The organism is Yoonia sp. 72 (assembly GCF_034652275.1).
Lineage (GTDB): Bacteria > Pseudomonadota > Alphaproteobacteria > Rhodobacterales > Rhodobacteraceae > Yoonia.
This window is the reverse complement of the sequence record NZ_JAXIWG010000001.1, coordinates 1,666,602-1,689,560: the sequence shown is the minus strand read 5'-3', so window position 1 is coordinate 1,689,560 and position 22,959 is coordinate 1,666,602. Positions and strand designations below refer to the sequence as shown.

The 22,959-nt window shown below is 62.9% G+C and carries 26 protein-coding genes; 18 read left to right on the top strand and 8 right to left on the bottom strand.

Translation table 11 applies throughout. From position 1 onward, the window contains the following. Nucleotides 1-31 precede the first annotated feature (31 nt). Nucleotides 32-421 carry a response regulator gene (locus VCK47_RS08405; protein WP_322891954.1) on the top strand — a complete coding sequence of 130 codons (390 nt, stop codon included), beginning with the start codon at nucleotides 32-34 and terminating at the stop codon, nucleotides 419-421. Here VCK47_RS08405 and VCK47_RS08400 read toward each other — a convergent pair. Then, nucleotides 387-1,361, bottom strand: coding sequence for a glutathione S-transferase family protein (locus VCK47_RS08400; protein ID WP_322891953.1), 975 nt, complete (start codon nucleotides 1,359-1,361; stop codon nucleotides 387-389). The two genes, VCK47_RS08405 and VCK47_RS08400, sit on opposite strands and share 35 nt — an antisense overlap. A gap of 335 nt (nucleotides 1,362-1,696) precedes the next feature. Between VCK47_RS08400 and VCK47_RS08395 the strand changes: the two genes are divergently transcribed. The 7 genes from VCK47_RS08395 to VCK47_RS08365 all read left to right on the top strand — a co-directional run bounded on the left by VCK47_RS08395 (nucleotide 1,697) and on the right by VCK47_RS08365 (nucleotide 8,573). Beyond that, the gene (locus tag VCK47_RS08395) at nucleotides 1,697-2,911 is read left to right on the top strand and encodes a sirohydrochlorin chelatase (protein WP_322891952.1); all 1,215 of its coding nucleotides are present in this window, start codon (nucleotides 1,697-1,699) and stop codon (nucleotides 2,909-2,911) included. 17 nt (nucleotides 2,912-2,928) lie between these two features. Next, entirely contained in the window at nucleotides 2,929-3,564 is a 636-nt protein-coding gene (locus VCK47_RS08390; RefSeq protein WP_322892026.1) for a precorrin-8X methylmutase, read from the top strand. Further along, nucleotides 3,557-4,759 carry a precorrin-6y C5,15-methyltransferase (decarboxylating) subunit CbiE gene (gene cbiE, locus VCK47_RS08385; RefSeq protein WP_322891951.1) on the top strand — a complete coding sequence of 401 codons (1,203 nt, stop codon included), beginning with the start codon at nucleotides 3,557-3,559 and terminating at the stop codon, nucleotides 4,757-4,759. Before VCK47_RS08390 ends, cbiE begins: the two co-directional genes overlap by 8 nt. A gap of 46 nt (nucleotides 4,760-4,805) precedes the next feature. Further along, a complete protein-coding gene (gene cobI, locus VCK47_RS08380; RefSeq protein ID WP_322891950.1) occupies nucleotides 4,806-5,507 on the top strand; it encodes a precorrin-2 C(20)-methyltransferase in 702 nt (233 codons plus the stop codon). Further along, on the top strand, nucleotides 5,498-7,309 hold the full coding sequence (cobJ, locus tag VCK47_RS08375) for a precorrin-3B C(17)-methyltransferase (protein ID WP_322891949.1): 1,812 nt from the start codon (nucleotides 5,498-5,500) through the stop codon (nucleotides 7,307-7,309). The genes cobI and cobJ overlap by 10 nt, the downstream gene beginning before the upstream one ends. 42 nt (nucleotides 7,310-7,351) lie before the next feature. Further along, nucleotides 7,352-8,122, top strand: a complete 771-nt coding sequence (cobM, locus tag VCK47_RS08370; protein ID WP_322891948.1) for a precorrin-4 C(11)-methyltransferase — start codon at nucleotides 7,352-7,354, stop codon at nucleotides 8,120-8,122. 97 nt (nucleotides 8,123-8,219) lie between these two features. Next, complete coding sequence (locus VCK47_RS08365) at nucleotides 8,220-8,573, top strand: hypothetical protein (protein ID WP_322891947.1); 354 nt, start codon at nucleotides 8,220-8,222, stop codon at nucleotides 8,571-8,573. A gap of 5 nt (nucleotides 8,574-8,578) precedes the next feature. On the opposite strand, the gene VCK47_RS08360 is transcribed toward VCK47_RS08365, so the two are convergent. Further along, a complete protein-coding gene (locus VCK47_RS08360) occupies nucleotides 8,579-9,751 on the bottom strand; it encodes a PatB family C-S lyase (protein WP_322891946.1) in 1,173 nt (390 codons plus the stop codon). 98 nt (nucleotides 9,752-9,849) lie between these two features. Here VCK47_RS08360 and def (VCK47_RS08355) point away from each other — a divergent pair, with 98 nt between their 5' ends. The 6 genes from def (VCK47_RS08355) to VCK47_RS08330 all read left to right on the top strand — a co-directional run bounded on the left by def (VCK47_RS08355) (nucleotide 9,850) and on the right by VCK47_RS08330 (nucleotide 14,522). Next, nucleotides 9,850-10,371 (top strand): peptide deformylase, encoded by a 522-nt coding sequence (gene def / locus VCK47_RS08355; RefSeq protein WP_322891945.1) that lies wholly within the window; start codon nucleotides 9,850-9,852, stop codon nucleotides 10,369-10,371. Between the two features lie 4 nt (nucleotides 10,372-10,375). After that, nucleotides 10,376-10,834: a peptide deformylase gene (gene def, locus VCK47_RS08350; protein WP_322891944.1), complete on the top strand. Its 459-nt coding sequence runs from the start codon at nucleotides 10,376-10,378 to the stop codon at nucleotides 10,832-10,834. Continuing rightward, nucleotides 10,831-11,340, top strand: coding sequence for a peptide deformylase (gene def / locus VCK47_RS08345; protein WP_322891943.1), 510 nt, complete (start codon nucleotides 10,831-10,833; stop codon nucleotides 11,338-11,340). Before def (VCK47_RS08350) ends, def (VCK47_RS08345) begins: the two co-directional genes overlap by 4 nt. A 15-nt stretch (nucleotides 11,341-11,355) precedes the next feature. After that, nucleotides 11,356-12,255: a methionyl-tRNA formyltransferase gene (fmt, locus tag VCK47_RS08340; RefSeq protein ID WP_322891942.1), complete on the top strand. Its 900-nt coding sequence runs from the start codon at nucleotides 11,356-11,358 to the stop codon at nucleotides 12,253-12,255. Nucleotides 12,256-12,356: 101 nt separating this feature from the next. Then, nucleotides 12,357-13,562 carry an aminopeptidase P family protein gene (locus VCK47_RS08335; RefSeq protein ID WP_322891941.1) on the top strand — a complete coding sequence of 402 codons (1,206 nt, stop codon included), beginning with the start codon at nucleotides 12,357-12,359 and terminating at the stop codon, nucleotides 13,560-13,562. A 144-nt stretch (nucleotides 13,563-13,706) separates the two neighbouring features. Continuing rightward, nucleotides 13,707-14,522, top strand: a complete 816-nt coding sequence (locus tag VCK47_RS08330; RefSeq protein WP_322891940.1) for a L,D-transpeptidase — start codon at nucleotides 13,707-13,709, stop codon at nucleotides 14,520-14,522. Here VCK47_RS08330 and VCK47_RS08325 read toward each other — a convergent pair. After that, nucleotides 14,519-14,863 carry a cupin domain-containing protein gene (locus VCK47_RS08325; RefSeq protein ID WP_322891939.1) on the bottom strand — a complete coding sequence of 115 codons (345 nt, stop codon included), beginning with the start codon at nucleotides 14,861-14,863 and terminating at the stop codon, nucleotides 14,519-14,521. The two genes, VCK47_RS08330 and VCK47_RS08325, sit on opposite strands and share 4 nt — an antisense overlap. 112 nt (nucleotides 14,864-14,975) lie before the next feature. Between VCK47_RS08325 and VCK47_RS08320 the strand changes: the two genes are divergently transcribed. The 3 genes from VCK47_RS08320 to VCK47_RS08310 all read left to right on the top strand — a co-directional run bounded on the left by VCK47_RS08320 (nucleotide 14,976) and on the right by VCK47_RS08310 (nucleotide 16,331). After that, entirely contained in the window at nucleotides 14,976-15,320 is a 345-nt protein-coding gene (locus VCK47_RS08320) for a hypothetical protein (protein ID WP_322891938.1), read from the top strand. A gap of 76 nt (nucleotides 15,321-15,396) precedes the next feature. Beyond that, complete coding sequence (locus VCK47_RS08315; RefSeq protein ID WP_322891937.1) at nucleotides 15,397-15,672, top strand: hypothetical protein; 276 nt, start codon at nucleotides 15,397-15,399, stop codon at nucleotides 15,670-15,672. A gap of 8 nt (nucleotides 15,673-15,680) precedes the next feature. Beyond that, the gene (locus tag VCK47_RS08310; RefSeq protein ID WP_322891936.1) at nucleotides 15,681-16,331 is read left to right on the top strand and encodes a DUF1523 family protein; all 651 of its coding nucleotides are present in this window, start codon (nucleotides 15,681-15,683) and stop codon (nucleotides 16,329-16,331) included. On the opposite strand, the gene VCK47_RS08305 is transcribed toward VCK47_RS08310, so the two are convergent. Genes VCK47_RS08305 through VCK47_RS08290 form a run of 4 tightly spaced genes read right to left on the bottom strand, consistent with a single transcriptional unit; the run spans nucleotide 16,332 to nucleotide 20,779 of the window. Beyond that, nucleotides 16,332-18,647: an aldehyde dehydrogenase family protein gene (locus tag VCK47_RS08305; protein ID WP_322891935.1), complete on the bottom strand. Its 2,316-nt coding sequence runs from the start codon at nucleotides 18,645-18,647 to the stop codon at nucleotides 16,332-16,334. Further along, nucleotides 18,644-18,871 carry a hypothetical protein gene (locus VCK47_RS08300; protein ID WP_322891934.1) on the bottom strand — a complete coding sequence of 76 codons (228 nt, stop codon included), beginning with the start codon at nucleotides 18,869-18,871 and terminating at the stop codon, nucleotides 18,644-18,646. Before VCK47_RS08300 ends, VCK47_RS08305 begins: the two co-directional genes overlap by 4 nt. Nucleotides 18,872-18,877: 6 nt before the next feature. After that, nucleotides 18,878-19,885 (bottom strand): deoxyribose-phosphate aldolase, encoded by a 1,008-nt coding sequence (gene deoC / locus VCK47_RS08295; protein ID WP_322891933.1) that lies wholly within the window; start codon nucleotides 19,883-19,885, stop codon nucleotides 18,878-18,880. Nucleotides 19,886-19,945: 60 nt separating this feature from the next. Further along, entirely contained in the window at nucleotides 19,946-20,779 is an 834-nt protein-coding gene (locus VCK47_RS08290) for an AraC family transcriptional regulator (RefSeq protein WP_322891932.1), read from the bottom strand. Between the two features lie 117 nt (nucleotides 20,780-20,896). Between VCK47_RS08290 and rpe the strand changes: the two genes are divergently transcribed. Beyond that, complete coding sequence (rpe, locus tag VCK47_RS08285; RefSeq protein ID WP_322891931.1) at nucleotides 20,897-21,583, top strand: ribulose-phosphate 3-epimerase; 687 nt, start codon at nucleotides 20,897-20,899, stop codon at nucleotides 21,581-21,583. A gap of 84 nt (nucleotides 21,584-21,667) precedes the next feature. On the opposite strand, the gene VCK47_RS08280 is transcribed toward rpe, so the two are convergent. Beyond that, on the bottom strand, nucleotides 21,668-22,891 hold the full coding sequence (locus VCK47_RS08280; protein WP_322891930.1) for a urate hydroxylase PuuD: 1,224 nt from the start codon (nucleotides 22,889-22,891) through the stop codon (nucleotides 21,668-21,670). Nucleotides 22,892-22,959: the final 68 nt, after the last annotated feature.

The window sequence follows — 22,959 nt, the reverse complement described above, 5'->3', positions numbered from 1 at the left end:
CGACAGGGGTCCACCAGATGGGAAATCGCAGATGCAGGTTCTGATCGTGCAGGCGGACGCCGGATTGGGCGCACTCTGGCAGGAGCACCTCGAGAGGCTTGGCGCGCAGGTCCAGCGTGTCGGCTCGGGGGCGGGCGCGCTTGGCGCGCTCGAGAAGACCACCTACGATGTGATCGTACTTGACGTCATGCTGGATGGCGGTAGCGCGCTGGCGATCGCCGATCTGGCGCAGGTCCGCCATCCGCGCACGAATATCGTTTTCGTCACCGACACCACGATTTTTTCGGACGGATCGATCTTTGGCTACAGCGCCAATGCCCGCGCTTTCATTCAGACCGCGACCCCGCCGAAAGACCTGGCCGCGATCGTGCATCATTACGGCAGCGTTACTGCCGACCGTGCGGGGCTGACAGATCGATGACCGGATTGATCGGGATGATCCGGTTCGGATTGATCGTGTCGTGGCTGTAATGATAGTGCCGCACGATATGGTCCATGTTCACCGTCGCCGCGACACCGGGCACCTGATAAAGCTCGCGCAGGAAACCTGACAGGTTCGGGTAATCCGCGATCCGTTTGCGATTGCATTTGAAATGCAGGTGATAGACGGGATCGAACCGCAGCAATGTCGTCCACAGCCGCCAATCCGCCTCGGTCAGTTTGTCGCCCATCAGATAGCGCGACGTGCCCAGCCGGTCCTCCAGCCAGTCCAGACTGTCGAACAGTGGATAGACCGCATCCTCATAGGCCGCTTGCGTCGTGGCAAAGCCCGATTTGTAGACGCCGTTGTTGACCGTGTCGTAGATCCGGTCGTTCACGGGGGCGATGGCGTCGCGCAATTCTTCGGGCCAATAGTCATCGGTATTGCCGGTGATGCCGTCAAAGGCCGAATTGAACATGCGGATGATCTCGGACGATTCGTTCGATACGATGGTTTCGCGCTTCTTGTCCCACAGGATCGGCACGGTGACGCGACCGGTCATGTCGGGCAGGGCGCGCAGGTACACCTCGCGGGCATAGTCATAACCGAACAATGTATCGCCGGTGGCGCCCTTGTCGTCCGTCTTGAACGTCCAGCCCTCGCCCAGCATGTCGGGATGCACGGCGGAAATGCTGATGTGATCCTCAAGCCCCTTCAGCGCCCGAAAGATCAGCGCGCGATGCGCCCAAGGGCAGGCATAAGAGACATAGAGGTGGTAACGCCCTGATTCCGCAGCGAAACCACCTTCTCCTGATGGTCCGGCGGACCCGTCTGCGGTGATCCAGTTACGGAACGAGGCTTCGCTGCGCTCGAACTTGCCGCCGGATTTCTTGGTGTCGTACCAGACGTCATGCCAGACGCCGTCAACCAGTTGGCCCATGATGAAACTCCTTTATGTTGCATCTGACCTAAAGGCTTGGCGGCAATGAACCAAGGCCGATGACGGCGCAGCGATGGTGCGCAAACGCACAGGGCTGCACAGGTCGTGGCCTGCATCATTTGCGTCGCTTAACCGTTTGCCCCGCCTGTGTTGCACGGCTATACCGCCCTACAGACGAAGCCCGTGCAGGGCCAGAACGGTTGGAGACAGGACGGTCGACCCAAGCGGGGACCAGCGTGTCGCATCGTCGTATCCGTGGATAGCGGGTCTTTGGTCATGTCGGGCGAAATGAAACGTGGCCATGACCAACCGTGCCAGCGGCGAGGGGAAACAGCATGAAAACAGGTGTGATGATTTGCGGGCACGGCTCGCGCAGCCAGTCCGCTGTCGACGAATTCGCGACCTTGGCGGAAAAACTGCCTGCCTATCTGCCGGACGACTGGCTGACCGACTACGGCTATCTGGAATTCGCCAACCCCGTGATCCGCGACGGGCTGGACCGCCTGCGCGAGGCGGGTTGCGACCGGATTTTGGCGGTGCCGGGCATGCTGTTTGCCGCGATGCATGCCAAGAACGACATTCCCACCGTGCTGAACACCTATGCCGCCAAGCACGGCATCAGCGTGAATTACGGTCGCGAACTGGGCATCGATCCCAAAATGATCGCCGCCGCCGCGGGCCGCGTGCAGGAAGCCGTGGACCGTGCCAATGTCAAACATGGCAAGGTCGCGCTGACGGACACCTGCCTTGTCGTGATCGGGCGCGGGGCCTCCGACCCTGACGCCAACGGCAATGTCGCGAAAATCGCGCGGATGATCCAGGAGGGCATGGGTTTTGGCTGGTGCGAGGTCGGCTATTCCGGCGTGACCTTCCCGCTTGTCGAACCTTGCCTGCAACATGCCGCGCGCCTGCCTTACAAGCGGATCATCGTGTTTCCGTATTTCCTGTTCTCGGGCATCCTGATCGACCGGATTTACGGGTTCACCGATCAGGTCGCCGCCGAACATCCCGACATCCAGTTCGTGAAGGCCGGATACCTTGGCGATCATCCCAAGGTGCTCGAGACCTTTGCCGAACGGATCCTGGAACAGGACAGCGCCACGCCGCCGCCCAATTGCGGCATCTGCGGCTATCGTGCGCAGGTTCTGGCGCTGGAGGACGGACATAGCCACACGATCAGCGCCGCTGACCGCAGCCATCCCGCCTTTGGTGCCGTGCCGCCCGCGACCTGCGTTTTGTGCAAATACCGCACGCAGGTGCTGGGGTTCGAGGGTGAGGTCGGCGCCGTGCAGGAAAGCCACCACCACCACGTCGAAGGCCAGGGCGCCAGCGCACCGGGGTCGAATGTGGCCGATTGCGCGCTCTGCGACACGTTCTGCACCGGCATGTGCCGTCTGATCGCGCAGGAGCATCACCACGATCACCACCATCATGACCACGACCATCCGCATGATCACGACCATCACCACCATGACCATCACCACGCGCCTTACCCCCATGCCAAACACCCGCATGGACCCGAAAGCGCGCGCAAGACGCTGAAGTCTTGAGCGGGAAAGGTATCGCCTTGCGCCCTTACGAGACCGACCCCAAGGCGATCTATGCGCAAAGCTTCGCCACCGTGCGGGCCGAGGCGCGGCTGGACCGTTTCGCGCCTGCGCTGCATCCGCTGATGACGCGGCTGATCCATGCCTGCGGGATGGTCGAGATTGTCGACAGGCTCGCCTATTCCGCCCAGGTCGCCGAGGCAGGGCAAGCCGCGTTGCGTGCGGGCGCGCCCGTGCTCTGTGACTGCGAAATGGTCGGCGCAGGGATCATCCGGCGCTATCTGCCAGCGGGCAACGAGGTGATCGTGACGCTGAACGAGCCTGCGGTGCCCGCGCTTGCCGCGCAGATCGGCAACACCCGCTCTGCCGCAGCGGTCGAGCTGTGGCGCGACCGGATCGAGGGGGCAGTCGTCGCCATTGGCAACGCGCCGACGGCGCTGTTTCACCTGCTGGAACTGCTCGACGCAGGCTGGCCGAAACCGGCGGTCATCCTTGGCTTTCCGGTGGGGTTCGTGGGGGCCGCCGAAAGCAAGGCGGAACTCGCCCGTGATCCGCGCGGCTGCGATTACATCGCGCTGCGAGGACGACGCGGCGGGTCTGCGATGGCCTCGGCGGCAGTGAATGCCTTGGCTGCGGGGTTGCCGGAAGATGTCTGATGCATGGCTGCATATCGTCGGCATCGGCGAAGACGGGATGGCGGGTCTGGTCCCCGCGACCCGTGCCGTGGTCGAGGCCGCCGAGGTCATCATCGGCGGCGACCGCCATCATGTGCTGGCGGAAAATCTGACGGCGGAACGGCTCGCATGGCCACACCCGTTTGATGCGCTGATTTCCACGATTGAAGGACTGCGCGGACGGCGGGTGGTCGTGCTGGCAACAGGGGACCCTTTGTGGTTTTCCGTCGGCGCACGGATCGGCCGCGCGATTGATCCCGCGCAGATCGTCTATCACCCGCAATTGTCGGCGTTCCAGCTGGCGGCGGCGCGGATGGGCTGGTCGCTTGCGGATGTCGAAACGCTGACGGTGCACGGCCGCCCCGTCGAACAGATGATCGCCTTTATCCAGCCCGACGCGCGGCTTTTGATCCTGACGACAGGGGCGGAAACGCCCGCCCAGATTGCCGCGTTTCTGACCGCGCGGGGTTTTGGGCAGTCGCGCATGACGGTGCTGGCGGCGATGGGCGGCAAGGACGAGGCGCGGTTCGACGGGCTTGCGCAGGATTGGGCGCACGAGGTTCCGGCCTTCAACACACTGGCGGTCGATTGTATCGCCGCGCCCGATGCGGCCTTGCTACCGCGCGTGCCGGGGCTGGCGGATGAGCTGTTCCAGTCCGACGGCACCATGACCAAGCAGGAAGTCCGTGCCGCGACCCTTGCCAAGCTGATGCCGATGCGCGGCGCGCTATTGTGGGATATCGGCTGCGGCTGCGGGTCGGTCGCAATCGAATGGATGCGCGCCGCGCGCTATGCCCGCGCCATCGGGATCGAACCGCGCGCGGACAGGCGCGCCTTTGCCGCGGCCAATGCGCTGGCATTGGGTGCGCCGAAGCTGGAACTGATCGACGGGATGGTGCCGGATGCTTTGCAGGGCCTTGATGCCCCCGATGCGATTTTCATCGGCGGGGGCCTTAGCCGTGAAACCTTTGATGCGGCATGGGCGGCGTTGCGCCCCCTGGGGCGGTTGGTGGCCAATGCCGTCACATTGGAAAGCGAGGCGGAACTGATCGCGCTGCACAAGGCGCATGGCGGCGATCTGGTGAAACTCTCGGTGCACCGCGCCGAACCCGTGGGGCGGCTGACCGGCTGGCGACCGCTGATGCCGGTGACGCAGTGGAGCCTTGTGAAAAGATGACTTTTATGCCTCCGGCGGGGATATTTGGGCTCGGAAGATGGGCGGAATGACGGGTGTTCTATATGGCGTGGGCGTGGGCCCCGGTGCGCCCGATCTGATGACCCTGCGCGCTGCGCGCCTGATCGAAGGGGCGGCGGTTGTCGCCTATCCGACGCTGGCGGGGGCGGCGAGTTTCGCGCGCGCGATTGCAGCCGACCTGATCTCGCCGGACGCCCGCGAGATCGTGATGGATGTGCCGATGAGCGTGGAACGTGCACCGGCGCAGGCGGCCTATGATGCGGGGGCGGTGCAAATTGCGGCGGCGCTGGATGCGGGGCAGGATGTGGTCTGCCTGTGTGAGGGGGACCCGTTCTTTTACGGGTCGTTCATGTATCTGTTTGCGCGGCTTTCGGAGCGTTACCGCGTCGAGGTGGTGCCGGGGGTGACGTCGGTCACCGCCTGTGCCGCCCGCGCGGGAAAGCCGCTGGTGGCGCGCAACGAGCGGTTGACCGTACTGCCCGGCCCCTTGCCCGAGGATGAACTGCGTGCGCGGATCGCGGGTGCCGAAAGCGTCGTCATCATGAAGGTAGGCCGCCATCTGGCCAAGATCCGCGCCGTGATCGCGGATCTGGGGCTGACGGAAATGGCGGTCTATGTCGAACGCGCGACCCTGCCTGACGAGGTGGTACTGCCTTTGGCGGATGCGCCCGAGCGCGCACCCTATTTTTCGATGATCCTGCTGACCAAAGGGGCTGATCCATGGCTGTGAAACCGGTTGTTCTGGCGCTGTCCGCCTCGGGCGAAGAGGTGGCGCATCGTGTGGCCGCTGTTCTGGGCGCGCAGGTGCATGGGCGCGAAGGGCGTGTGGCGCAGGCGGATGCGTTCTTTCCCAATGCGCTGGATCATGCGCGCGGTCTGTTCGCTGCCGGTGTGCCGGTGGTGGGGGTCTGTGCTGCGGGCATTCTGATCCGCGCTGTCGCCCCATTGTTGGCTGACAAGACGGCGGAACCGCCGGTGATTGCAGTCTCCGATGATGGCGCAGTCGTTGTGCCTTTGCTGGGGGGGCATCGCGGGGCGAACCGGCTGGCAGCGCGGATTGCCGAAGCGCTGGGCGCCGTGGCGGCGGTGACCACGGCGGGGGATGTGGCGCTGGGTGTGGCGCTAGACGAACCCCCTGCGGGCTGGCGTTTGGTCAATCGCGGTGATGCCAAGGGGGCGATGGCGGCGCTGTTGGCGGGGGGCGGTGCGCAGGTGGCGGGCGATGCACCCTGGCTGGAGGACTTGCCCAAAGGCGATGCGGTCCGGCTGTCCTGCACGATGGAGGCGCAGCCCGATCTGGGTGCGGCGCATCTGCAATTCGCACCGCAGCGCCTGACCTTGGGTCTGGGTTGTGCGCGCGATTGCGATCCTGCGGAAATGGCCGCGCTGGTGGCCGAGGTGCTCGCCGAGGCCGGTGTCGCGCCGCAAGCCGTGCAATCCGTCAACACGATCACGCTGAAGGCCGATGAACCTGCGATCATCGATCTGGCGCGCGCGCTGGATGTGTCGCTGCGCCTGTTCGAAGCGGCAGAGCTTGAGGCGCTGACACCGCGTCTGGTTAATCCGTCCGACGTGGTCTTTGCCGAGGTCGGCACGCATGGCGTGGCCGAAGCAGCAGCCTTGGCGCAGGCGGGGCCGGAGGCGACCTTGCTGGTGGCCAAGCGCAAGACGGCCAATGCCACCTGTGCGCTGGCGATTGCACCGGCACCGATCACGACACTTTCGGGCCGCGCCCGCGGGCGTTTGTCCGTTGTGGGGATCGGCCCGGGGCAGGCCGCGTGGCGCACGTCCGAAGTGTCGCGGCTGGTGGCCGAGGCTGAGGAGCTGGTGGGCTACGGGCTTTACATCGATCTGTTGGGGCCTTTGGCCGTGGGCAAGGAACGGTCGGATTTCCCGCTGGGCGGCGAGGAGGACCGCTGTCGCTATGCGCTGGAACAGGCGGGGCTGGGCAAGAATGTCGCGCTGGTCTGTTCGGGCGATGCGGGGATTTACGCGATGGGGGCGCTGGTGTTCGAGCTTTTGGACCGCAGCCCTGACCAGATGGGCGTGTCGGACGCCGCGCGCCGGGTCGAGGTGGTCTGTTCGCCCGGTGTGAGTGCCTTGCAAGGGGCGGCGGCACGGGCGGGTGCACCTTTGGGGCATGATTTCTGCGCGATCTCGCTGTCGGATCTGCTGACGCCGCGTGGTGATATCGTCAAACGGTTGCAGGCGGCAGCGGAGGGCGATTTTGTCATCGCCTTCTACAATCCGGTATCCCTGCGCCGCCGCACCCTGTTGGCCGAGGCGCGCGAGATCCTGTTGCGCCACCGCCCTGCGGATACGCCGGTGATGCTGGCCTCGTCGCTGGGGCGGCCGGAGGAGCATATCCGCTATCGCCGTCTGGATCAGTTGGATGTGGACGAGGTCGATATGCTGACGGTGGTGCTGGTGGGGTCGTCGCACTCACGGCTGGCGCAGTTAGGGACAGGGCCGCGGATGTATACGCCACGCGGCTATGCCCGCAAGATTGATGGTGATCTGGCGGCAGGATGACATATTCCGCCTGCCGGCGGGAGTATTTGGGGAAAAAAGAAGATGACGGTCTATTTCATTGGGGCGGGCCCCGGCGATCCGGAATTGCTGACGCTCAAGGCGGCGCGGGTGATCGGGGAATGTCCGGTTTGCCTTTATGCCGGATCGCTTGTGCCCGAGGCTGTTGTGGCCTGTGCGCCAGCGGATGCGCTGGTGATGGATACCGCCCCCATGACGCTGGATGACACGCATGGCGTGATTATGGCCGCCCATGCCAAGGGACAGGATGTGGCGCGGGTGCATTCGGGTGACCCGTCGCTTTACGGGGCCATCGCCGAACAGATCCGGCGGCTGAAGGCGGACGGGATCGATTACCAGATCATTCCCGGCGTGCCTGCCTATGCCGCGGCTGCGGCGGCGCTGGGGACCGAACTGACCGTGCCGGAAGTCGCGCAATCCATCATCCTGACGCGGATGTCGATGAAATCGACCGGCATGCCGGCGGGCGAGACGTTGGAGAATTTTGCGCGCAGCGGTGCGACGCTCGCGATCCATCTGGGCATCCGCGCCCTGCGCGAGATCGAGCGGCAGTTGGTGCCGTTCTATGGGGCTGATTGTCCGGTGGCGGTGATCTACCGCGTGGGCTGGCCGGATCAGTTGATCCTGCGCGGCACGCTGAGCGATATTCATGCGCAGGTCAGGGCCGCGAAGATCACCCGCACGGCGTTAATTCTGGTCGGGCCGGCGCTGTCGGAAAACCACGGATTCCCTGACTCCGCGCTTTATGATGCGGCCAAACCGCATGTGCTGCGTCCGCGCGTCAAGGCGGACTGACTGGCGCGCGCCAGCATCACGCTGCGGCGCGGCGGTTAGCGTTACTTGATTTTTACCTTTGTGGGTCCACACTTAGCGCAGTAGTGGGGGGATTCGCATGTATACGTTTTTACCGGAAGCTGTTCGCAAGGGATTGGAAGATGCCCGCAAGGCCGCCTTGCGCCGCAAGGACCGGCTGTCGGTGCGGGACGGCGATGCGACCTACCGGATCAGGCGGCTCTGGGATGGCGGGTTCGCGCTGGACCTGAAAGGGTCTGACAAACTGCGCGGCCATGTCGATATCTATGACGGCCCGCGGCATCTGTATCAATGCCTAGTGGTCTCCGCAGTCGAGGATGACGACGAGCGTGTGTTTGAATTCAAATGGCTGACGCCTGTCGCCGACCGGCCCGCCGCTGATTTCGTGCATCCTGATTTCGTGCCAGCGGGTCTGATCGAAAACCGCAACTGACCGCTCTATTGCAGGTCGCGGAACGCGTGTTGCAGACGGGCGACCGCGTCTTCGACCACATGGCGCTGCGTGGCGAAATTGATTCGCATGAAGCTTTCGCCGCCCGTGCCAAAGGCCGGACCGGGCGAGACGGCGATTTTCGCCTCATCCCTGATGCGCGCCGCGATCTCGGCATGGTCCATGCCGGTGCCTGAAAAATCCACCCATGCCAGATATGTCGATTGCAGCGGCATCGACCAGACACCGGGGATGGCGCGCAGACCGTCCTGCAACAGGTCGCGGTTGGCCTGCAGATGGTCCATCTGCGCATCGGCCCATGCTGCGCCTTCGGGGGAATAGGCGGCAGTGATCATCGCAATGGCAAGGCTGCCGGGTTTGTAATCCATCATCGCCTGCCAGGCCTGCACCTGACCACGGAGACTTGCGTTGGGGATAATCATGTTGCCTGTGCGCTGGCCTGCGATGTTGAAGGTCTTGGACGCCGCCGTCAGATAGACGGTATTGTCCGCAAAATCGGGGGCGGCCACGGCCATCGGCACGAAATCATGGTCGCGGTAGACCAGATCGTGGTGAATCTCGTCGCTGATCAGCAGCATCCCGTTGTCGCGCGCAAAGGCGGCGACGGCGCGCAGTTCGGCGGTGGTCCAGACCCGGCCCGACGGGTTTTGCGGCGAACACCAGATCAGGAGCTTTTCGCGGCCGGTCAGCCGCGCCTTGGCGTCGTCAAGGTCAAGCACATAGGTATCGCCGTCGCGCACCAGCGGGCAGGTGGTCACGACACGGCCCGCACGGGTGATCTTGTGCGCGAATTCATGGTAAACGGGGGTAAAGATCGCTGCGGCATCGCCGGGTTCCGACCACAGTTGCAGCGACAGCGCGATGGCATTGCCCAGCCCTTGGGTCGAGAGGATCCAGTCGGGGTCCACTGTCCAGCCATGCCGGTTCTGCATCCACCATGTGATCGCATCGGTGTAATCCGTCCCGTCGATCCCGTAGCCGAACACACCATGCGCGCGCGCCCGGTCGATGGCGGCCAGAACGCAGGGCGCGGTCTGGTAATCGCTGTCGGCGGTCCACATCGCCAGCCCGTCCTTTGGCGACACGCCGAACAGCTGTTCCATCTTGTCCCATTTGGAACTGTTGGTGTTGCGGCGGTCGATGGGCGTGTTGAATGACATGGGCGGATCCTTATGTTTGCGCGCAGCCTATCCCTGTATCAGGCGGGTGCAAGCGGTCCGCGTTGCATTTCTGCGCGCCGCGGCCTAAATGCGCTGGCATGACCATTCGCCCCATCCTGATTCATCCCGATCCGCGCCTGAAAAAGGTGACAACGCCCGTCGCGTCCTTTGACGACGACCTGCGGCGGCTGGCCGATGACATGCTCGAAACCATGTATGACGCACCCGGTATCGGGCTGGCTGCCCCGCAGGTCGCGGTGATGCGCCGGGTTATCGTGATGGATTGCCAGAAAGATGCCGAGGCGACACCCGAACCCATGGTCCTGATCAACCCCGAGATCGTCTGGACCTCGGAGGCGACATCCGTCTATGACGAAGGCTGTTTGTCGATCCCCGAACAATATGCCGAAGTCACACGTCCGGCGGAGGTCGAGGTGGCGTGGCTGGGGTTGGACGGCAAGCCGCAGCGCGCACGCTTTGACGGGTTGTGGGCGACTTGCGTGCAGCACGAGATCGACCATCTGGATGGCAAGCTGTTCATCGACCATCTGGGTCCGCTGAAACGCCAGATGATCACGCGCAAGATGCAGAAACTGAAACGCGAAATGGCCCGGGGGTAACGTTATGGCACTGGATTTGCGGTTTGACGGCGATCCGGTGCTGCGTGCCGTGGCAGCCCCTGTGACAGCTTTTGACGATGAGTTGGAACTGTTGGTCGCCGAGATGCTGGCGACCATGTATGCCGCCCCCGGTCGGGGGCTTGCCGCACCGCAGGTGGGTGTGTCGCAGCGGGTGTTTGTTATTGATACGACATGGAAAGAAGGCGACCCCACGCCGCAGGCCTTCGTCAATCCGCAGATCGTCGCGCGGGCCGACTCCACCGCCACGGGCGTCGAGGCGTGTTTGTCGATCCCCGGGCGCAGCTTTGCCGTCGCCCGTCCGACTTGGGTCGAGATGCGCTGGCAGGATATCGCGGGCGAGGTGCAGCAAGGCCGGTTCGACGGGGTCGAGGCGATCTGCATCTGCCATGAATACGACCATCTGGATGGCGTGTTGATCACCGATATCGGGGTCGCGCAATGACGCATCGCGCTTATGTGCCTTGGCCGCATCCGGTGTTGCGCACGCCTGCAGCGCCGGTTGCCGCGATCACGGATGACATCCGCGCGCTGTGGGACGAGATGATCGAGGCGATGGATACGATGCCCGGTGTCGGGCTCGCCGCACCCCAACTGGGTGTCGGGCTGGCCTTGGCGGTTGTCGATGCTTCCTCTGCGCGGGGGCAGGCGGTGCGCATGGCGAACCCCGAGATCCTGCACAGTTCGGTGGAATTTCGTGACCACGAGGAAGGGTCGCCCAACCTGCCCGGCGTCTGGGCGCGCATCAGCCGCCCGCGCGCGGTGACGGTGCGGTTTCTGAACGCCGAAGGCGCGGTTGAGGAGCGGGATTTCGTCGGTCTCTGGGCGACCTCGGTCCAGCACCAGATCGACCATCTGGCGGGGCGGATGTTTTTTGACCGGATGACCAAGGTGCGCCGTGATATGCTGATCAAGAAAGCACATAAAATCGCCGCTAAAGCTGCGATCTGATCCAAAGGAAACACCATGCGCATTATCTTCATGGGAACGCCGGAGTTTTCGGTTCCGGTGCTGGATGCGCTGGTTGCGGCGGGGCATGACATCGCCGCTGTCTATACCCAGCCACCGCGTCCGGCGGGTCGCGGGAAAAAGGACCGACCGCAGGCGGTGCATCTGCGCGCGTTGGTACTGGGGCTGCCTGTCCGCCACCCTGTGTCGTTGCGCAACCCGCAGGCGCAGGCAGAGTTTGCCGCGCTGAACGCCGATATCGCCGTTGTCGTCGCCTACGGGTTGATCCTGCCGCAGGCGGTGCTGGATGCGCCGCGTCTGGGGTGCCTGAATATCCATGCCTCGCTTCTTCCACGCTGGCGGGGTGCGGCCCCGATCCACCGCGCGATCATGGCGGGCGATGCGCAGACCGGCGTCTGCATCATGCAGATGGAGGCGGGGCTGGACACCGGTCCTGTCCTGCTGCGCGAAGCGACCGACATTGCGCCCGATGACACGACAGGTGCCCTGCACGACCGCCTGTCCGCGATGGGCGCGCGTTTAGTGGTCGAAGCGTTGCGCCGTCTGCCTGATCTGATACCTGTGCCGCAGCCCGAGGATGGCGTCACCTATGCCACCAAGATCGACAAGGCCGAGGCGCGGGTGGATTGGGCGCAGCCCGCCGCATCCGTCGCGCGCCACATCAACGGGCTGTCACCGTTTCCGGGCGCGTGGTGCGATGTGGCGGGCGAACGGGTCAAGCTCTTGGGCGCTGTCGTGGGACAGGGCGATGCTGCCCCCGGCACGGTGCTGGACGGGTTCACCATCGCCTGCGTGACAGGGGCGGTGACGGTTACCACCGCCCAACGCGAAGGCAAACGCGCCATGCCCGCGACCGAGGTGCTGCGCGGGCTGGCCTTGGGTGACAGACTGGCTTGATCGGCCGCAAAGGCTGCGCTAGCACTATATCGTGGCGATGGCGTCGCTGCCTCTGGCTTTGTCCGTCCTGAACGCCGGGACCTTTGAGGAAAGGGTCCGCCATGACAGCGCGTCCGCAATTCTACAAATTCCACCAAGGTGAAAAATCCCTGCCATTTGCCCCTGCCGAATACGAGGCACGGCTGACGGGCCTGCGCGCGATCATGGAAAAGGCCGGGGTCGAGGCGGTGCTTTTCACTTCGATGCAGAACATCGCCTATTATTCCGGCTTTCTCTATTGCAGCTTTGGCCGCCAATACGGGCTGGTCGTGACACCGACCGATTGCGTGACGATCAGCGCGGGCATCGACGCGGGCCAGCCTTGGCGGCGGTCCTATGGTGATGCGATCACTTATACCGATTGGGACCGCAGCAATTACTGGCGCGCCGTGCGGTCGGTGACAGGCTTGGGCAAGGTGCTTGGCTACGAATCGGACCATTTGACCGTAGCCATCCGGCTGGCGCTGCGCGACAATCTACAACCCGCGCGGCTGGTCGATCTGGCAGCGCAGACGATGGCGCAGCGGATGCGCAAATCGCCTGCCGAGCTGGACCTGATCCGCGCCGGTGCTGCCGTGGCCGATGTGGGTGGCTACGCGATCCGCGATGCGATCAAACCGGGCGTGCGCGAAATTGACGTGGCCATGGCGGGCCGCGACGCGATGGAACTGGAAATCGCTGCACGGTTTCCGCAGGCTGAATACCGTGACACCTGGGTCTGGTTCCAGTCGGGGATCAACACCGATGGCGCGCATAACCCCGTAACATCGCGCAAGCTGGAACACGGCGATATCCTGTCGCTGAACACCTTTCCGATGATTAGCGGCTATTATACGGCGCTTGAACGCACGATGTTCGTGGGCGAGGCTGATCCGGCCAGCCTTGCCATCTGGGAAGCGAACGTCGCTGCCCATGAATACGGCATGTCCTTGCTGGTGCCAGGGGCCGTCTGTTCCGAGATCACCGCCAAGATCAACACCTTCCTCTCTGACCGCGACCTGCTGCAATACCGCACCTTCGGCTATGGCCATTCCTTTGGCGTGCTGTCGCATTATTACGGCCGCGAGGCGGGGCTGGAACTGCGCGAGGATATTCCGACCGTGCTGGAACCCGGCATGGTCATCTCGATGGAGCCGATGCTGACGATTCCCGCAGGCCAGCCGGGTGCGGGCGGATACCGTGAACATGACATCCTGTTCATCACGGATGACGGGAATCAGGACGTTACCGGTTATCCCTATGGTCCGGAGTTCAATATCATCGGCTGAAACCGGCCCAATGCACCAGTTTCAGCGTCCAAACTGTCACTCAAAGTCACAATTTGTCGATCATCGGCACGATTTAGCGCATCATGCGTTCCGCTTCCAGCAGAGGTGGTGCTAACACCCACCCTGACAAAGAAGGAACGCCGCATGATTTTACCGAATGATATCAGTCGGCGCGCTTTTGGCGCGATGTTGCTGGGCAGCACCGCCGCCGCTTGCGCGCCGCAAATCGACGACACGCTGCCCGAGCCCGAGCTGCCGACACAGGAAGACTGGGTCGAAGGCTACGGGCCGATCTTCGACGCCGGTTACAACCTGCCGGGTATCCCCAGCGAATTCCTGCAGGGCGTGAACCGCCGCATGTCGGGGATCTATCAGGGCGAGGCGCCGCCAAATTCGCTTGATGTCGATCCCTATGCCAAGTTCCTTTACCATGTGAAGGCCGATGGCACCGCGACACGTTATCCCGTGGGCGTGGGCCGTGCCGGCCGGTCGATCCGTGGGCGGGCGACGATGCAGTTCAAGCGCGCATGGCCAAGCTGGACGCCGACGCAGAACATGCTGCGCACCGAACCCGAGGTTTACGGTGATTTCCGTGCGGGTATCCCCGGTGGCCTGCGCAGCCCGCTTGGTGCGCGTGCGCTCTATCTGTTCCGCAACGGGCGTGACACGTTCTACCGTATCCACGGCACAAACGACCTGCCGTCCATCGGCAATTCGGGGTCTGCGGGCTGTATCCGTCTGTTCAATCAGGACATCATCCACCTCTACAACCAGATCGAAGCACCGATGCGTGTTCTGATCCGGACGCCCGAAGAATCACGTCGCGTCGATCCCGAGAATTACGACCGGGGCATCGAACTGCCGCCTACCGTGATTTCCGCAGACGTCCTTTTGGGCGAAGGTGCACAATCCATGGATCGCCCGCCTGATTTCGACGCGCTGTCGCCGGGTATGATCTAAAGGCGGATGACGTAATCCTTGACGGTCGTCTCGACGACTTCCCACGTCCCGGCAAAGCCGGGGCGGATCACATAGCTGTCGCCTGTGGTCATCACAACGGGATCGCCGCCGTCCGGTGTGATAATGGATTTGCCTGCTGTGAGGGTGAAATATTCCCATTCGTCATAGCTGATCCGCCATTTGCCGGGCGTCGATTGCCAGATGCCGGCATAGAGCCCGTCTGTTTCTTCCAGATTCCATGTCGTAAATACCGGATCCCCCGCAATCAGCTTTTCGGGCGTGGGGCGGCTGACCTCGGGCGTGACGCCATCCTTTGTCACTTGCATGATGGTGGCTGGCATGTTGCGGTCCTTTTATGGAAAAACTGACCCAGCATTGGGTGGGATTGGCGGGTCGTGTCAAGAACTGGTAAACCACGGGCAGACGCGGCGATCTGGCAAAGGTGCAAACGGCATGGCTAACATGATTTCCGACGGGTTGTTCCTGCCCGCTTTGATCCTTGCGCTGCTGGGCTTTGCCGTCCCCCGTCTGATCGCGCGGCTGCTGCCCGAAGGCGTGCCCGCCCTGATGGCGAATGCGGTTTTGTCCGCGCTGGCGATGTGCATCCTGAGCGCGGTTTTCTTTTTCGGCCTGTATGTCTGGCAAGGTGTTCCCGCGCGGGACTTGCTGGCCCATGGATTGCGGCAAAACGTGGTGTCTTTCGGTGGGTTGGGCGTGATCGCGGGGATCATCTGGGCACCGATCATGGTGCTGTCGGTCGCGGCTCTGCCGCGCAAATGGGTCCACAAGACGTGGTAGCGGCTCTGCGCCACCTTGGCATCGGTGGATGTGATATTACCTTAGGCCGCAGGGCACGACCAAGGGAGAACGGGACATGGCATTCATCAAGCTGGTGATTTTCGGCTTCATCGCGATGACGGTGATCTATTGGTCGATCGCGCTTTATGCGCGGTCGGTACGCAAGGAAAACCTTGAAAAATCCTTTGACGCCGCCAATCCGGGCAGCACCGACCGTGCCGCGCGGGATGCGTTTGTCAGCGCGGGCATGCAGGCCTATAACGCGTCGATCCGGCCCAAACTGCTTGGGCTGGTCTATGTGGTGCCGACAATTGTGATCGGGTCCATCGTTTACACGATCAACATGAACTGAGGTTTGCCATGGCCCGCGTCAAATTCGTCTTCCGCCTGCTGGTTCTGGCAGTTGTGGCCATGTTCTTTCACTATGTCCTGCCGCAGCACGATATCGTCAAGGTCACCTCGACCGAGGTCATCCGCACCGATCTGGGGTCTTTCAACCGCATCTTCTTTGCCAGTGGCGACAGCGGGTCTGCGACACCCGACACCCGCGACCTGCGGCTGATCAATACCCAGAAACAGAACACCTTTCTGCTGGGGTTCATCCAGCGCGACAGTTCGCGCGTGATGGTCTACCGCAACGAGGATACAGGTTGGATCTGGCCGCCCTATTTCAAGTTCAATTCCGCCGACCTGCAGGCCGTGGCCGCAAATCTGGCGCGCGGTGACGCTTGGGTCGTTGTCACGCATTACGGCTGGCGCAACCGCTGGCTTAGCATTTATCCGAACGCCGTGGGCCTGCGCGTGGTCGACAGCCCTGATGTGACGATCATCCCTTGGTTCAACATCGCCTTTTTCGTGTTCCTGCTGATTGCCCTGCTGTTCCTGCGCGCCATGTGGCGGCAGTTGTGGGAACGCGCGGTCGATCCGGTGCTCGATTCCGCGACGCACCGGATCGACGCGGCGCAGGCCGGTATCGCCGAACGCCGCAGCCGCTGGTTCGGGCGCAAATAGCTATTCGCCGTAGGGAATCCAGATATTCTTGACCTCGGTCGCGGCGGCCAGCCAGTCGCGCGGGGTGGGGATGACGGCGGTGCCGTTGTTGACCCACGTGCGCTTGAGATTGCTGGCGCTGGCTTTTTCGATCGCGGTCGAAATATCCGCGCCCGAGAACGACCAGACCGCATCGATATCCTGATGCTTGGCGGCATGGCCCGCCAGATCGGCATGATCGCCGGTCAGGATATTGACGACCCCGCCGGGCATGTCTGATGTCTCGAGTATCTGATAGATTTCCGCGACCATCAGCGGGAAGGGTTCTGACGCCACCAGCGTCACGCGGTTGCCCATGCTGATCGCTGCGGCCATCGGTGTCACCAGCCCCAGCAGCGGCGATGCATCCTCGCAGAACACCGCGATATTGCCGACCGCCTCGTGCATGGCCAGTGCCACACCGCGGATCGGCACGCCGTGGACCTTGCCGTCGTATTTGTCGGCCCAAGCGGCAAAGGTGAACAGGGCGCGGATGGTGGATTCAACCTCGTCCGTGCCGGATTTGCCGGTCAGGTCCTTGATGCGCTTGGCCAGTTCGTCGCCCCGCGCCGACAGGTTTTCGGCGATGTAGTACAGAATTTGCGCGCGCAGATGGCCGGAGGATTTCGACCAGCCTTTGCCCGCGTTCATCGCCTCGACCGCGTTGCGCAGGTCCTTGCGGTTTGCCTCGGACACATGGCCCAAAAGCTTGCCGCGCGGGTTGAAGACCGCACGCGAATAGCCGCCATCAGGCCGCGCCTGTTTGCCACCGATATAAAGCTTCGCCGTGCGGTCCAGCGGGTCGGCAGGCGTGCCGTCCGTTGTGGTATAGGCCGCAATGCGCTTGATCGGCTTGGCGCTGGCTTTGGGCCGCGTATAGCCTGCCAGCCCTTCCCAGCCGCCTTCACGCCCGAACCCGCTCTCGCGCACACCGCCGAAACCGGCAGCGGCATCCATCATATTGGTCCCGTTGATCCAGACGATCCCCGCCGCCAGTTTCGGCGCGATATCGAGGGCGAGGTTGATATTCTCCGACCAGACCGAGGCCGCGAGGCCATAGCGCGTGTTATTGGCGATCTCGACCGCCTCGACAGGGGTGCGGAAGGTGGTGGCGACCAGCACGGGGCCAAAGATTTCTTCCTGCATCAGATGCGACGCAGGCGACAATCCGGTGATCAGGGTCGGGGGATAGAAACACCCCTCCGGTGCTTTGGTCTGATAGGTCTCGCCTTCGGTATTGTCGCTGACCATCTTGGTGATCTGCGCCAGTTGCACCGGATCGACGATCGCGCCGATGTCGATGCATTTGTCCAAAGGATCACCGATGCGCAGCCCGTCCATCCGCGCTTTCAGCTTGGTATAGAACCGCTCTGCGATGCCTTCCTGCACCAACAGGCGCGAACCGGCGCAGCAAACCTGGCCCTGATTGAACCAGATGGCGTCGACCAGTCCTTCGACGGCTGAATCCATATCCGCATCGTCGAACACGATATAAGGCGACTTGCCCCCGAGTTCGAGCGACAGCGCCTTGCCCGTTCCTGCCGTGGCTTCGCGGATCTTGCGGCCCACTTCGGTCGATCCGGTAAAGGCGATCTTGTCCACATCCCCCGCGACCAGCGCCGCCCCTGTTTCACCGTCGCCCATGACGATGTTGACGACACCCGCAGGCACCCCCGCCTGCGTGCAGATATCGGCAAACACCATCGCGGTCAGCGGTGTGTATTCGGCAGGTTTCAGCACCACCGTATTGCCCATCGCCAGCGCGGGCGCGATTTTCCACGCCAGCATCAGCAGCGGGAAATTCCACGGGATGATCTGGCCGCAGACGCCGAGCGCTTCGCGGTCGGGCAGTTCGTCGTTCATCAACTGCGCAAAGCCCGCGTGATGATAGAAATGCCGGATCGCCAGCGGCACGTCGATATCGCGCGCCTCGCGGATCGGCTTGCCGTTGTCGAGCGTTTCCATCACCGCCAGCAGGCGCGCATGTTTCTGCATCAGCCGCGCGATAGCATAAAGCACGCGGGCGCGTTTGTGCCCCGATTTGGCCCAAGCCGGTTGCGCCTTGCGCGCCGCAGTCACGGCAGCGGCGATATCGGCAGTGGTGCCTTTGGTGACACCGGCCAGCTTTTCGCCCGTCGCGGGGTTGGAGGTGGCGAAGTCATCGCGCGCGGCTGTCCATTTGCCAGCGATGAAATGGCCGACAAGGTTGTTGTGTTGGGCCAGCCACGCCAGCGCCTCTGCCTTGCTCTCGGGGGCGGGGCCATAATCCATCGTGTTGAAGATTTTCTTGATCGTCACTGATCTTCTCCATCAGTCAAAAACTGTGTGATTTTTTTCGCCACCAGCGGCTGAAGCTTCGCGACGCAGAACATCTGAAATCCAAACACTATGATGTATAGCAGTTCCGCGAAAACCATTTCAGTCAGCAAACCCCAAAGTGGAATGAATACTATCGCGGGAATTACAAAAAAGCAGACCATCATCGCAATTGCGTCAACACGATTGCTCTTAAGATTTTTCATACGGGTCTATCCAATCGCGTGCCGCCACTGGGCGGAATAGCCGCCTGTGACGTGATGTTCGAGTTGCCGTTCGATATCGCCCAAAAGGCTGGACGCGCCAAAGCGGAACAGATCAGGCTGCAACCAGCGGTCGCCCAATTCGTCCTTGATCATCGATAGATAGACCAGCGCATCCTTGGCCTTGGCAATGCCGCCTGCGGGCTTGTAGCCGACCATCACGCCGGTGCGGTCGTGGTAATCGCGGATCGCGCGGATCATCGTCAGGGTGACGGGCAGGGTGGCGTTGACGGGTTCCTTGCCAGTCGAGGTCTTGATGAAATCCGCCCCTGCCATCATGCAGACCAGACTGGCGCGCGCGACATTGCGCAGGGTCCCAAGCTCGCCCGTGGCAAGGATCGCCTTGACATGGGCATCGCCGCAGGCCGCACGCATCTCGCGCATTTCATCATAAAGCGCTTGCCAGTTGCCGGTCAGCACATGGCGGCGGCTGATGACGATGTCGATTTCCTGCGCGCCTGCGGCGACGCTTTCCCCGATTTCCGCAATGCGCAGGTGAAACGGCGACAGGCCCGCCGGAAAGCCCGTGCTGACAGCCGCAACCGGAATGCCCGAGCCTGCCAGCGCATCAACAGCCGTGGCGACCATGTCGTGATAGACGCAGACCGCCCCCGTGGTCAGACCCTGCATGCCCAGCGCGTCCAGAATATCCGCGCGCACCGGCTGGCGCGCCTTGGCGCACAGGCGGCGCACGCGGCCCGCGCTGTCATCGCCCGATAGCGTCGTCAGGTCCATCAGGCTGATCGCCTTGCACAACCACGCCGCCTGATAATCCTTTTTCACGCTGCGCCGCCCCGGCAGGCTTGCTGCGCGCCGTTCGATGGCCGATGTATTGGCCTGCACCGCCATCACCCAATCAAGGTCAAGCGGCGTGCCTTCGTTGCGGGCAAGGTGCAGTTGCGGCAGATGCGCCACCGCGGGCGGGGTCGTGGTTGTTTGCAAGTTGGCCTCCTGCATTGCCCGTGAAACGTGGCACTTTGCGGATGACTTGGCAAGTTTTGACCAAATGGTCAAACACTATGACGGCTGCACGACCTGACGTTGCCGTTTCTGGCGGTATTGCAGCGGTGTGTCGCCATAGGCGGCGCGGAACAGCTTGTGGAAATGCGACATGTTCGGGATCCCGCAATCGGCGGCGATCTGGCCCACGGAATCGGCGTCGGTGGTCAGGGCGCGGGCGGCGTGATCCATGCGGATGCGGTTGATGTAATCAGACGGGGTCATGCCGAAATGCTTGCGCATGCTGCGGCTGACATGCGGATGCGCCTTGCCGGTCAGCGCCACGAGCCCTGCCGCGCCGCCTTGAAAGACGGCGGGGTCACGGGCGGCACGGCAGGCGCGGACCAACCAGTCGGGTGCATCGGCCGGATAGCTGTCGCCAGTCAGTTCGGCGCAGAGCGGCAGCAGGAACGCCTCGGCTGCGATCGTGTCGCAGCGGCTGCGTTCCAGCAGCACGGCGGCATGGTTCAGCGCGGCCAGTTCGCGGATATCGCGGTGGTGCTGCGCAATTCCCTTTGTGGACCAGAACAGGTGTCCCGCAAGCGAGGGGTGCCGTTTCACCAGCGCCTTGACCAATGCGGGATGCAGGCAGAGCGAGACAACCAGCGCATGTTCGCCGCGCCCTTGCAGCGCATGGGTCTGGCCGGGGCTGAGAAACACAACGCTGCCTTCGGCCAGTGTTTGCGCGCCCTCGGGCAGGTGGTGGCGGACCTTGCCGTTTTGCACCCAGAACAATTCGTAAAAATCATGCCCGTGCAGTGCGCGCGGACGCTCTGCCGTCAAGGTGGCCCTTGTCAGATGGACTTGCGCATCGGGGCGCAGAATGTCGGAATGGCGCAGGGTCTGTGTCATGGGGGCAAACTAGCACAGGAATTGCTGCGATGCAGCATTTATTCGTGATCCGATCTTGGCGTGACAACGACATCTGTGCGGTTTATGCCGCAGACGAACTGTATTGGGGGATTTCCGATGACTTTCGACCGTTCCATCAAGATCGCGCCGTCGATCCTGTCGGCTGATTTCGCCAATTTCGGCGCCGAATGCCGCGCAATCGAGGCGCAGGGGGCCGATTGGGTCCATGTCGATGTGATGGACGGGCATTTTGTGCCCAATATCACCTTTGGCCCTGCGACCTGTGCCGCGATCCGCCCCCATATCAAGGGCGTGATGGACGTGCATCTGATGATCGCCCCCGTCGACCCCTATATCGAGGCCTTCGCCAAGGCCGGTGCCGATATCATCACCGCCCATGTCGAGGCGGGGCCGCATATCCACCGGACCATACAGGCGATCCGCGCTGCCGGGGCCAAGGCCGGAGTGGCCCTGAACCCCGCCACACCCGCCGCTGCGGTGGAATATCTGCTCGATATGGTCGATCTGGTCTGCGTTATGACGGTGAACCCCGGTTTCGGCGGACAGAAGTTCATCCATAGTCAGGTGGACAAGGTCCGCCAGCTGCGCGCGATGATCGGCGACCGACCCATCCATATCGAGATCGATGGCGGCGTTGATCCGACGACTGCGCCATTGGTCGCGGCGGCCGGAGCGGATGTGCTGGTGGCCGGATCGGCGGTGTTTCGTGGTGGGTCGGTGAGCGATCCGGCCCCTTATGGTGCCAATATCCGCGCCATTCGTGACGCGGCGCAAGCGAAGTAGGGGGCTGCCGCCCCCGCCCTGCGGGCTCCCCCGCGGATTTACGTCAAATCGCGCTTAGCGCGAATTGACGGACTCGAACGATGATCAGTCTGTTGCGGCGCGGTACCATGCGGCGAGCGTGGCGCGGTCTTCGTCCGCCAATTGGGTGATATTCGCAGGCGGCATCGCGTGGCTGATCCCCGATTGCAGATAGATCGCGCGGGCGTGGTGGGCGATATCAGCTTCGGTTTCCAGAAACACGCCTTTCGGCGCCCAGTGCATATTGCCCCAGACCGGTTCGCGCGCATGGCACATCGAACAGCGCCCGATCACGATGTCATGCGCCTCCTCGAAGCCTGCGGCACTGGCGAAGCGCTGCTCTGACGGCGTCAGCGCGCGCGCCTCGGCCTCGTCATAGGTGTCGTGGCCGGGGAAGGTCGACAACCATGCGATCATGATGAAGATGATAACGGTGACCGCCCATGTCCATGTGGGCTTGCCTTTGCGCGCATGCATGGAATTGAAATAATGCCGGATGGTGACGCCCATCAGGAACACCAGTGCGGCGATGATCCAGGCGTATTGCGTGCCAAAGGCCAGCGGATAATGGTTTGACAGCATCAGGAAGATCACGGGCAGCGTCAGGTAGTTGTTGTGGGTGGAGCGCAATTTCGCGATCTTGCCGTATTTCGGGTCGGGTTTGCGCCCGGCCTTGAGATCGGCCACCACGATCCGCTGGTTGGGCATGATGATGAAGAAGACATTGGCCGTCATGATCGTCGCCGTGAAGGCCCCCAGATGCAGCAGCGCGGCGCGGCCTGTGAAGATCTGGTTATAGCCCCAGGACATCACCACCAGCAGCGCAAACAGCAGCAGCATCAGCACTGTGGGCTTGTCGCCCAAGGGGGATTTGCACAATTGGTCATAGATCACCCAGCCGATGCCCAGCGAGGCGGCGGAAATCAGGATGCCTTGCCAGATCGCCAGATCCGCCTTGGCAGGATCGATCAGGTAAAGCTCTGCCCCGACCCAATAGACCACGGCCAGAAGGGCGGCCCCTGACAGCCATGTCGCATAGCTTTCCCATTTGAACCAGGTCAGGTGGTCGGGCATCGCCTCGGGGGCCACCAGATATTTCTGGATATGATAGAAGCCGCCGCCGTGGACCTGCCATTCCTCGCCGTCGGCGGGGCCTTGTATATTGCGGTTCAGACCCAGATCGAGTGCGATGAAATAGAACGACGATCCGATCCATGCGATGGCCGTGATGACATGCAGCCAGCGCACGGCAAAGGCCAGCCATTCCCACAAGATCGCCACATCGTACATCGTTTGGTTCCTTCTTCGCGTCAGCACCCGATCTTGTCGTCTTGCAAGGTCGCGCGCCAGCGGAAAAT

Bases quoted from the DNA above. Each gene is read 5' to 3' on its own strand.
- VCK47_RS08405 (WP_322891954.1), top strand. From the start codon at position 32: ATGCAGGTTCTGATCGTGCAGGCGGACGCCGGATTGGGCGCACTCTGG.
- VCK47_RS08400 (WP_322891953.1), bottom strand. From the start codon at position 1,361: ATGGGCCAACTGGTTGACGGCGTCTGGCATGACGTCTGGTACGACACC.
- VCK47_RS08395 (WP_322891952.1), top strand. From the start codon at position 1,697: ATGAAAACAGGTGTGATGATTTGCGGGCACGGCTCGCGCAGCCAGTCC.
- cbiE (WP_322891951.1), top strand. From the start codon at position 3,557: ATGTCTGATGCATGGCTGCATATCGTCGGCATCGGCGAAGACGGGATG.
- cobI (WP_322891950.1), top strand. From the start codon at position 4,806: ATGACGGGTGTTCTATATGGCGTGGGCGTGGGCCCCGGTGCGCCCGAT.
- cobJ (WP_322891949.1), top strand. From the start codon at position 5,498: ATGGCTGTGAAACCGGTTGTTCTGGCGCTGTCCGCCTCGGGCGAAGAG.
- cobM (WP_322891948.1), top strand. From the start codon at position 7,352: ATGACGGTCTATTTCATTGGGGCGGGCCCCGGCGATCCGGAATTGCTG.
- VCK47_RS08365 (WP_322891947.1), top strand. From the start codon at position 8,220: ATGTATACGTTTTTACCGGAAGCTGTTCGCAAGGGATTGGAAGATGCC.
- VCK47_RS08360 (WP_322891946.1), bottom strand. From the start codon at position 9,751: ATGTCATTCAACACGCCCATCGACCGCCGCAACACCAACAGTTCCAAA.
- def (WP_322891945.1), top strand. From the start codon at position 9,850: ATGACCATTCGCCCCATCCTGATTCATCCCGATCCGCGCCTGAAAAAG.
- def (WP_322891944.1), top strand. From the start codon at position 10,376: ATGGCACTGGATTTGCGGTTTGACGGCGATCCGGTGCTGCGTGCCGTG.
- def (WP_322891943.1), top strand. From the start codon at position 10,831: ATGACGCATCGCGCTTATGTGCCTTGGCCGCATCCGGTGTTGCGCACG.
- fmt (WP_322891942.1), top strand. From the start codon at position 11,356: ATGCGCATTATCTTCATGGGAACGCCGGAGTTTTCGGTTCCGGTGCTG.
- VCK47_RS08335 (WP_322891941.1), top strand. From the start codon at position 12,357: ATGACAGCGCGTCCGCAATTCTACAAATTCCACCAAGGTGAAAAATCC.
- VCK47_RS08330 (WP_322891940.1), top strand. From the start codon at position 13,707: ATGATTTTACCGAATGATATCAGTCGGCGCGCTTTTGGCGCGATGTTG.
- VCK47_RS08325 (WP_322891939.1), bottom strand. From the start codon at position 14,863: ATGCCAGCCACCATCATGCAAGTGACAAAGGATGGCGTCACGCCCGAG.
- VCK47_RS08320 (WP_322891938.1), top strand. From the start codon at position 14,976: ATGGCTAACATGATTTCCGACGGGTTGTTCCTGCCCGCTTTGATCCTT.
- VCK47_RS08315 (WP_322891937.1), top strand. From the start codon at position 15,397: ATGGCATTCATCAAGCTGGTGATTTTCGGCTTCATCGCGATGACGGTG.
- VCK47_RS08310 (WP_322891936.1), top strand. From the start codon at position 15,681: ATGGCCCGCGTCAAATTCGTCTTCCGCCTGCTGGTTCTGGCAGTTGTG.
- VCK47_RS08300 (WP_322891934.1), bottom strand. From the start codon at position 18,871: ATGAAAAATCTTAAGAGCAATCGTGTTGACGCAATTGCGATGATGGTC.
- deoC (WP_322891933.1), bottom strand. From the start codon at position 19,885: ATGCAGGAGGCCAACTTGCAAACAACCACGACCCCGCCCGCGGTGGCG.
- VCK47_RS08290 (WP_322891932.1), bottom strand. From the start codon at position 20,779: ATGACACAGACCCTGCGCCATTCCGACATTCTGCGCCCCGATGCGCAA.
- rpe (WP_322891931.1), top strand. From the start codon at position 20,897: ATGACTTTCGACCGTTCCATCAAGATCGCGCCGTCGATCCTGTCGGCT.
- VCK47_RS08280 (WP_322891930.1), bottom strand. From the start codon at position 22,891: ATGTACGATGTGGCGATCTTGTGGGAATGGCTGGCCTTTGCCGTGCGC.